The sequence below is a fragment of the Streptomyces sp. MK37H genome (assembly GCF_018035285.1).
GTDB lineage: Bacteria > Actinomycetota > Actinomycetes > Streptomycetales > Streptomycetaceae > Streptomyces > Streptomyces endocoffeicus.
This window is the reverse complement of the sequence record NZ_JAAAYH010000408.1, coordinates 1-8,176: the sequence shown is the minus strand read 5'-3', so window position 1 is coordinate 8,176 and position 8,176 is coordinate 1. Positions and strand designations below refer to the sequence as shown.

The following is an 8,176-nucleotide window of genomic DNA, read 5'->3' as shown; positions in this document are numbered from 1 at the left end:
GGGCACGCGGACGAGACCGGCTCGACCGTCCCCAGGCCCCCTGCCCGAACGGCAGGGTCGGCGGGAGGTGACCGGAGCCCTCCGCCATGCCCCCTGCATGCCACTGGGTCTCGTAGGTCACCGCTTTTGAATCGTTTCATCCATCGCGTTCCGAGTTCCGTTCCCGCACCCGATCCGGGAGGTTTCCATGCGTCGTCGTTCCCCATTGAGCAGACCGCCAGGTCGACACCACATGCTCGCCCTCGCCATGGTCGTGGCCGCCGCACTGGCCACAGGTCCCGCGCCGTCCGCGTCCGCGGTGACCTCGACGATCCCGACAGGCGCCCACAAGGCGGCCCTCGACGACCTGAACTACTCGCCGACCTCCCGCACCCTCAAGCCGACCAGCGTGCACTCCACGGCCGGTAGCGTCGCGGACCCGCAGAACGTCCTCAGCGGACGGCCGACGCGGATCTCCGGCTCGCGGTCGGCCATCACCCTCGACTTCGGCAAGGAGGTCGGCGGTCTGGCAACGTTGTCTTTCGGCAGCACCAGCGGCGGCGGCCAACGGGTCGGCCTGGCCTTCAGCGAGTCGTCCCTGTACGCGGGCACCGGCAGCGACCGGAGCAGCGGCCGCGACGGCGAGGACGGAGCGCTCTACGCCACGGCCTCCGCCGACGGCACCTACACGATGCCCGCCTCGCGACTGCGGGGTGGCTTCCGCTACCTCACTGTCTTCCTCGACACCTCGGGCTGGGTGGACCTCAAGGGCGTCAGCCTCGACTTCACCGCGGCTCCGGGGAAGGCGAATCCGGCCGACTACGCCAACTACTTCCACTCCAGCGACGACCTGCTCAACCGCATCTGGTACGCCGGGGCGTACACCGTGCAGCTCAACACGATCGCCTCGGGTCAGGGCCGCGCCTGGCCCCCGCCGGCCACGGAGTGGGACAACGGCGCCACCGTCGGGGTGGGCGACTCCGTCCTGGTCGACGGGGCCAAGCGCGACCGTACGGTGTGGCCCGGCGACTTGGGCATCGCCGTACCCACGCAGTACGCCTACTCGAACGACCTCACCTCGACGCGCAACGCGCTCACCACGATGTACGACGCGCAGTCCGCCGAGGGCGAAATCCCTTGGTCGGGACCGCCGTTCAACCTCAAAGGCTCGGACACCTACCACATCTGGACCCTCCTGGGCACGGCGACGTACTACACGTACTCGGCCGACCGGGCGTGGCTGGACTCCGAATGGGGCGACTACAAGCGGGGGATGGACTTCATCACCGACAAGATCGATGGCAACAACCTCCTCAATGTGACCCGCACCCAGGACTGGGCCCGCGCCGGTCAGGGTGGCGAGAACATCGCGGCCAACGCGCTGCTGTACGCCGCGCTCAAGGGCGGCGCCACCCTGGCCTCGGTCAAGGGCGACAGCGAGCTCGCGGCGAGCTGGGCCGGCAAGGCGGCTGCCATCAAGACCGCGGCCAACTCCCGCCTGTGGGACGCCTCGAAGGGTATGTACAAGGACAACCCGACCAGTGGCCTGTACCCGCAGGACGGCAACTCGCTCGCCGTCTGGTACGGGCTCACCGACTCCACGGCGAAGTCGCGGACCATCGTCACCGGGCTCGGAACCCGCTGGGGCACCTACGGCCCGACCACCCCCGAGTGGGGCGGCAACGTGTCGCCCTTCGCCGGCGGGATGGAGCTGAACGCCCGCTTCACCGCCAACGACGACTTCACCGCCCTGGCGCAGATCCGCCGTACCTGGGGCCACATGCTGGGCAGCGACATCGGCACCAAGAGCACCTTCTGGGAGGGCGTCAAATCCGACGGTGGCCTGGCCTACGGCGGTTCGTTCATGAGCCTGGCCCACGGCTGGTCCACCGCGCCCACCTCCACGCTCACCTTCGACGTGCTCGGCACCGCACCGGAGTCGGCGACCGGCGCGTACCGCTTCGTCCCGCACCCCGGCGACCTCACCAGCGCCGAGGGCCGCATCACCATGCCCCAGGGCGCCATCGACGCATCCTGGTCCCGCGTCCCCGCCGCCGGCACCTATGCGGCGCACCTCACCAGCCCGTCCGGCACCACCGGCCGCATCGGCGTCCCGAAGCTGGGCGGCGGCAACATCTCGGTGTCCGTGAACGGCACCGTCGTCTGGCGCGACGGAACCTTCACGCCCACCTCGGGAATCACCGGCGCGAGCCAGGACGACACCTATGTCTACCTCACCGGCGTCGCCCCGGGCAGCTACAGCGTGACCGCCACCGGACTGGGCAACCCGCCGGCACCCGCCGAACCCGGTGTCGGCGCTCTGCGGGCGGGCTTCACCCGGTGCGCGGGCGAGGGCGGCACCTGCTCCTTCAGCGGCACCCGCGCGGTGGCCTACGGGGCGGGGGCCTACACGTACACCACGGCGACCGGCGGCACGGCCTGCACCAACAACGCCTTCGGAGGCGACCCCGCTCCGAATCTCCTCAAGTCCTGCTACGTCGCCGACGCGGACGGCCCGCCCGGATACACCGTCTGCGCGGCCGAGGGCGGTACCTGCGCCGTTCCCGGCTACAACCGTGACATCGCCTACGGCGCCAACGGCAATTTCGCTCACCAGGTCACCAACGGCTCCGTCGCCTGCACCAACGGCCACTTCGGCGATCCCATCGACGGAGTCGCCAAGTCCTGCTACCTGCCGCCCGCCGGAGCTCCGCCCGGTGGCTGGACCAAGTGTGCGGACCAGAACGGCACCTGCCCGGCCGCCGCGGGGCAGCCGGTGACGTACGGCGCCTTCGGCGCGTTCACGACGATCACGGCCACCGGCGACACTCCGTGCAGCGATGCCACGTTCGGTGACCCGATCCCCGGCGAGTCGAAGACCTGCTACACCGCCACCGGCGGCCCGGTCGGCTACGCCACGGCCTGCTCGGACGAAGACGGGGCGTGCACCTTCAGTGGCCGGCGGACCGTCGCCTTCGGCGCACGGGGCAGCTTCGTGTACAAGTCGTTCACCGGCGGCACCGGCTGCACGGCGGCGGCGTTCGGCACCGATCCGCTGCCAGGCGTACGGAAAGACTGCTATCTCACTCCCTGACTGCCTGCCCGCGAACGGATCATTTCCGGGCTGTGCGTGCGTTGGCGCGGGCGGGTCCGCGCCGCATGGGGAGGGTACGGACCACTCATGCGGCGGGGGAGTGGGCCGCCGTCGACCTCTCGGTGGGCCCGGCCCCGGCCGGGCCACGTCTCCCGTGCGCCGCCGCCATCGCGTGCCTGACGCGCATATGAAGGCGCTCCGGCCACCGCGGCGCGGCGGGGGCCGGAGCGCCTGCCGGCCGGACGCGCGCTGACGCCCGCGCCGACCGGCCGTACGACGTCGTACGGCCGGTCGGCCCGGAGGTGGTGTTCTGCCGAGTGGCAGGCTCAGGCGGCGGCGAGGCCGGCCTTGAGGGCGGTGGTGATGCGCACGATGCGCTCGGCCTGGACGCGGGCGGCGTCGCGGGTGGCCTGGTTGACGGGGTTGTTGCCCTGTGCGTCGACGTGGGAGGTGCCGTAGGGGTTGCCGTCGGCGAACTTGGCGGGGTCGGTGTAGCCGGGGGCGACGACGATGCCGCCGAAGTGATGGAAGGAGTTGTACAGGGCCAGCAGGGTGGACTCCTGGCCGCCATGGGTGGTGGAGGAGGAGGTGAAGCCGCTGTAGACCTTGTCGGCGAGCTTGCCCTGGGCCCACAGACCGCCGAGCGTGTCGATGAACTGCTTCAGCTGCGAGGTGACGTTGCCGAAGCGGGTGGGCGAGCCGAAGATCACGGCATCGGCCCATTCGACGTCGGCCGGGGTGGCCTCGGGGATGTCGGCGGTGGCGGCGGCGTTGGCAGCCCAGGCGTCATTGGAGTCGATCGCCTCCTGCGGGGCCAGTTCGGCCGCCTTGCGCAGGCGGACCTCGGCGCCGGCCTTCTCCGCGTACTGGGCGATCTGCTTGCTGACCTCGGCGATCGTGCCGGTGGAGGAGTAGTAGACGACGGCTACCTTGATCGGGGTGCTCACGGTTCCGGTCTCCGTTCCGTTGGTGTCGTTCGTTCGATTGCGGCTGAAGATGCCCATGGCAGATTTCATCGTTGGGGTCCGTGCCCGCCGACCGGACACTAGTTGAACCGTAAACCATATGAGCGGTGACCGGCCACCGTGGGGCGGTGGGAATAACCTCGCCCCGGCGGTGTTGTATAACGTTCAACTACATGACCGGGCCGGCACCCCGGCCGCAAGGACAGCAAGGACAGCAAGGACAGCACCATGGCCCTCCCCCTCGACATCCGGCGCGCCAACGAGCGTTTCCACACCCGCACCGGCTGGCTCGACTCCCGTCACTCCTTCTCCTTCTCGCACCACCGGGACCCCAAAAACACCCACTTCGGGCTCCTGCTGGTCTCCAACGACGATGTCGTCGCCCCCGGCACCGGCTTCGAGACCCACCCCCACCGGGACATGGAGATCATCACCTGGGTCCTCGACGGCGGCCTCGTCCACCAGGACTCCGAGGGCCACAGCGGGGTGATCTACCCCGGCCTCGCCCAGCGGATGAGCGCCGGCACCGGCATCCTGCACAGCGAGAAGAACGACTCCTGGACCCTGACCGGCCGGCCCGAGCACCACGACCCCGTCCACTTCATCCAGATGTGGACCATCCCCGACGAGTCCGGTATCCACCCCGGCTACGAGCAACTCGACATCAACGACGAACTCGCCCTCGGCGGCTGGACCACTCTCGCCTCCGGCATGCCCGGCCACGGCAACCAGCGCGCGATCGGCATCCGGCAGAAGCACGCCGCCCTGCACGTCGCCCGCGTCCGCCCCGCCGAAACCCTGGAGATCGTCACCGCCCCCTTCGTCCACCTCTTCGTCGCGCGCGGCAGCGCCGAACTGGAGGGCGCGGGGGCACTGGCCACCGGCGACGCGGTCCGGATCACCGGCGCGGAGGGCCAGCGCGTCACCGGCGGCTCCGACGGTGCCGAGGTGCTCATGTGGGAGATGGACGCCGCCATCTCCATGGCCTGACCCGAGCCCGGGGCACAGCTCAACTGTGAACCGCAAGTGCGCAGGCTAATCCCGCATGATCTCGGGCTCGTGCCGGCGCAGCAGGCGGGCCACCGCGAAGCCGCAGATCAGTCCGATCGCCAGGAGCACACCGAGGTCGATGCCCCACTGGGTGACCGTGTGGGCCCACAGCGGGTCGAGATCGTCCGGCTTGTCGAGGTTCCAGGGCGGCATGGTGTGCGCGAGGTCGAGTGTGGTCCCGGCGCCGGCGACCGCCCAGCGGGCGGGCATAAGCCAGCCGAGTTGCTCGATGCCCGGAGAGTCGAACAGCTGGAAGAGGACCCCGGTGAAGACGACCTGGACGACGGCGAACATCACGAGCAGCGGCATGGTCTTCTCCGGGGTCCTCACCAGCGCGGAGATGACCAGACCGAACAGCATGGTGGTGAAGCCCAGCGCACTGATGACCACGCAGACCTCGACGGCCGTGGGCATGAGCAGCCCCTGGGCGGGCAGTTGACGGACGGAGAAGCCGATCGCGCAGATGACGACACCCTGCATCGTGGTGATCAGACCGAGGACGATCACCTTCGACATCAGATACGCGGATCGGGACAGACCCGTGGCTCTCTCCCGTTCGTAGATCACCCGTTCCTTGATCAATTCACGTACGGAGTTGGCCGCGCCGGAGAAGCACATGCCGACGACCAGCACCAGCAGAATGGTTCCGGACTCCTGGTTGTAGCGGAAACCGCTGTCGGGCGGTGGCGGGGCGAGTCCGTATTTCGCCGGAATCAGACAGCTCACTCCGCCCAGCACGGCCGGGAGCAGCAGCATCAGCGCCATGAACCCCTTGTCGGAGGCGATGACCGACACATAGCGGCGCATCAGCGTCCACAACTGGCCGACCCAGCCCTGTGGTTTGGGCTGCAGAGCTCGTGCGGGCGGCTGCGTCGCAGGGGTGCCCGGCTGCTGCGGCGGTACGGCCGAGTCGATCTCCGCGATGCACCGGTCGTACTGCCGGGAAGCCCGCCAGCGCCCGCCCCAGTCGTCTTCGCGATGGTTCTCGAAGGCGGAGAAGACATCGGCCCAGCTGTCGTGACCGAAGTAGTCCAGGGCCTCGCCCGGGGGACCGAAGTACGCCACGGAGCCGTCGGGCGCCATGACCAACACCCGGTCACAGAGGGACAGTTCGGCGACCGAGTGTGTCACCACCAGTACGGTGCGGCCGTCGTCGGCGAGCTCCCGCAGCAACTTCATGACATCACGGTCCAGGCCCGGGTCCAGACCGGAGGTGGGCTCGTCGAGGAAGAGCAGGGAGGGCTTGGTCAGCAGTTCCAGGGCAACGGACACCCGCTTGCGCTGACCGCCGGAGAGCGAGGCGACCTTCTTGACCCGGTGGACGTCGAGTCTGAGCTCCTGGAGCACCTCGTCGATTCGGGCCTTGCGCTCGGCCGCCCTGGTGTCACCGGGAAAGCGGAGCTTGGCGGCGTACTTCAGAGCCGTGTCGACGGTCAGCTCCTTGTGCAGGATGTCATCCTGCGGAACGAGGCCGATACGGCGGCGCAACTCGGCGAACTGGGCGTAGAGATCGCGGTGGTCGTAGAGCACCTGACCACGGTCGGCGGGCCGGTAGCCGGTGAGTGCGCGCAGAAGGGTGGACTTCCCGGAGCCCGACGGCCCGATCACCGCGACCAGCGACTTCTCGGGGACACCGAACGAGACGTCGTCCAGGATGGTCTTGCCGCCCCCGACGGTCACCGTCAGGTTGCGGGCGGTGAAGGACACCGCACCGGTGTCGACGAACTCCTCCAGCCGGTCTCCGGCGAGACGGAAGGTGGAGTGGCCGACTCCGACGATGTCGTACGGGCCGATGACCTGGCGGTCCACGGGCTGCCCGTTGACGTAGGTGCCGTTGTGACTGCCGAGGTCGACGATTTCGAAGCGGCCACCGGGCAGGGGCTGGAACTCCGCGTGGTGGCGGGAGACATACGGGCCCTCCACCACGAGTTCGTTGTCCTGCGCGCGGCCGATACGCAGCCGTTGTCCCAGGGCGAGTGAGTGGACACCCGAGGGGTCCCGGTCGATGGAAAGGGCCGCGGCGGCTCCACGGGGACCGGCTGCGGGTCCTTCGGGCCGGTGGGCGTCCCGGACGTCCCCCGTGTCCACGGGAGTCCGGGGAGCCGCGGCACGGGTGAGGTCGGATGCGGCGTGGTGGGGGAGGGGCCGGAACAGGTCGTCGCCATGGGCTGCCGCCGCCCCCGCAGGGGCTCCCGGAGCCTCCCCCGCCCTGGGACCAGGCACCACCGGGGGTGTGGCGGCGGCCGACGCCGACGTCCCCCGATCCGTGGCACCCCGGGCCTTGGGACGGGACTCGCTCTGGGGCAGCCCCGCGCGTATCCGAGCGTCAGCACGTACCTGAGCGTCAGCGCGTGCCTGAGCGTCAGCACGCACCTGATCGTCACCCACCGCCGCCGGGGCTCCGGTGAAGTCCAGCCGCATGCCGGTGGAGACGTTTCCCAGCCGGACGATCGAACCGTGGCCGATCTCGATCCGCTGGATACGACGCCCTTCGGCGAACGTGCCATTCGCGCTGCCGAGATCTTCGATGACCCACGTCCCGCCGTCACAACGGATCACAAGGTGCCGCCGGGAGACTCGGCGGTCGATGCACGAGATGTCGGCCTGCTGGTCGCGCCCGATGGTGTAGCTCCGGGACGCGTCCAGGGTCCAGGTGCGTCCATTGGCATGCAGTACAAGTTCCGGCACGTCTGCCCCAAGTCGGTCGTGTGCACCGAGGCCGTCTGCGCGAGGACAGACGACGGCTCGGGCGGTTCCTGCGGTTCCGGCGTGCGCCCGGACGTCCCGGGCGCGGATGAGCGTCATACGGTCTGCGGTGCGAGGTGGCGAACCACCACCGGTCCGTACGCCGACCGGCTCCTCGGCGGGCCGTGCGCCGGTCGGCGAGTGCCGGGACATCGGCGGCCGGTGTTCGCGGCACGGTCCGCGCCATCGCCGGCGGCGGCTCCGCACAGGTGCGGTCTCGCCGGCGCATGGTGAGCCGGTTCCCCGGGAACCGCGCTGTGCGTTTCCCGGCGAACGCGACGGGCTGCGCGCGGACGATCGATGAGGTCGTCGGCGATGCGGTCGAAGTGTTCGTCGGGCATCA

General features: G+C 69.8%; 4 protein-coding genes. 2 read left to right on the top strand and 2 right to left on the bottom strand.

Annotated elements, in window-relative coordinates; translation table 11 throughout:
- The first annotated feature begins 232 nt into the window (after positions 1-232).
- Positions 233-3,073, top strand: coding sequence for an alpha-L-rhamnosidase (locus GWI24_RS36010; RefSeq protein ID WP_247617340.1), 2,841 nt, complete (start codon positions 233-235; stop codon positions 3,071-3,073).
- Positions 3,074-3,399: 326 nt separating this feature from the next.
- On the opposite strand, the gene wrbA is transcribed toward GWI24_RS36010, so the two are convergent.
- Entirely contained in the window at positions 3,400-4,020 is a 621-nt protein-coding gene (gene wrbA / locus GWI24_RS36005; protein WP_210950243.1) for an NAD(P)H:quinone oxidoreductase, read from the bottom strand.
- 246 nt (positions 4,021-4,266) lie between these two features.
- Between wrbA and GWI24_RS36000 the strand changes: the two genes are divergently transcribed.
- Positions 4,267-5,028, top strand: coding sequence for a pirin-like bicupin family protein (locus tag GWI24_RS36000; RefSeq protein WP_210950242.1), 762 nt, complete (start codon positions 4,267-4,269; stop codon positions 5,026-5,028).
- Positions 5,029-5,073: 45 nt separating this feature from the next.
- Here the strand turns inward: GWI24_RS36000 and GWI24_RS35995 are convergent, their stop codons facing one another.
- Positions 5,074-7,776 carry an FHA domain-containing protein gene (locus tag GWI24_RS35995; RefSeq protein ID WP_210950241.1) on the bottom strand — a complete coding sequence of 901 codons (2,703 nt, stop codon included), beginning with the start codon at positions 7,774-7,776 and terminating at the stop codon, positions 5,074-5,076.
- Positions 7,777-8,176 lie beyond the last annotated feature (400 nt).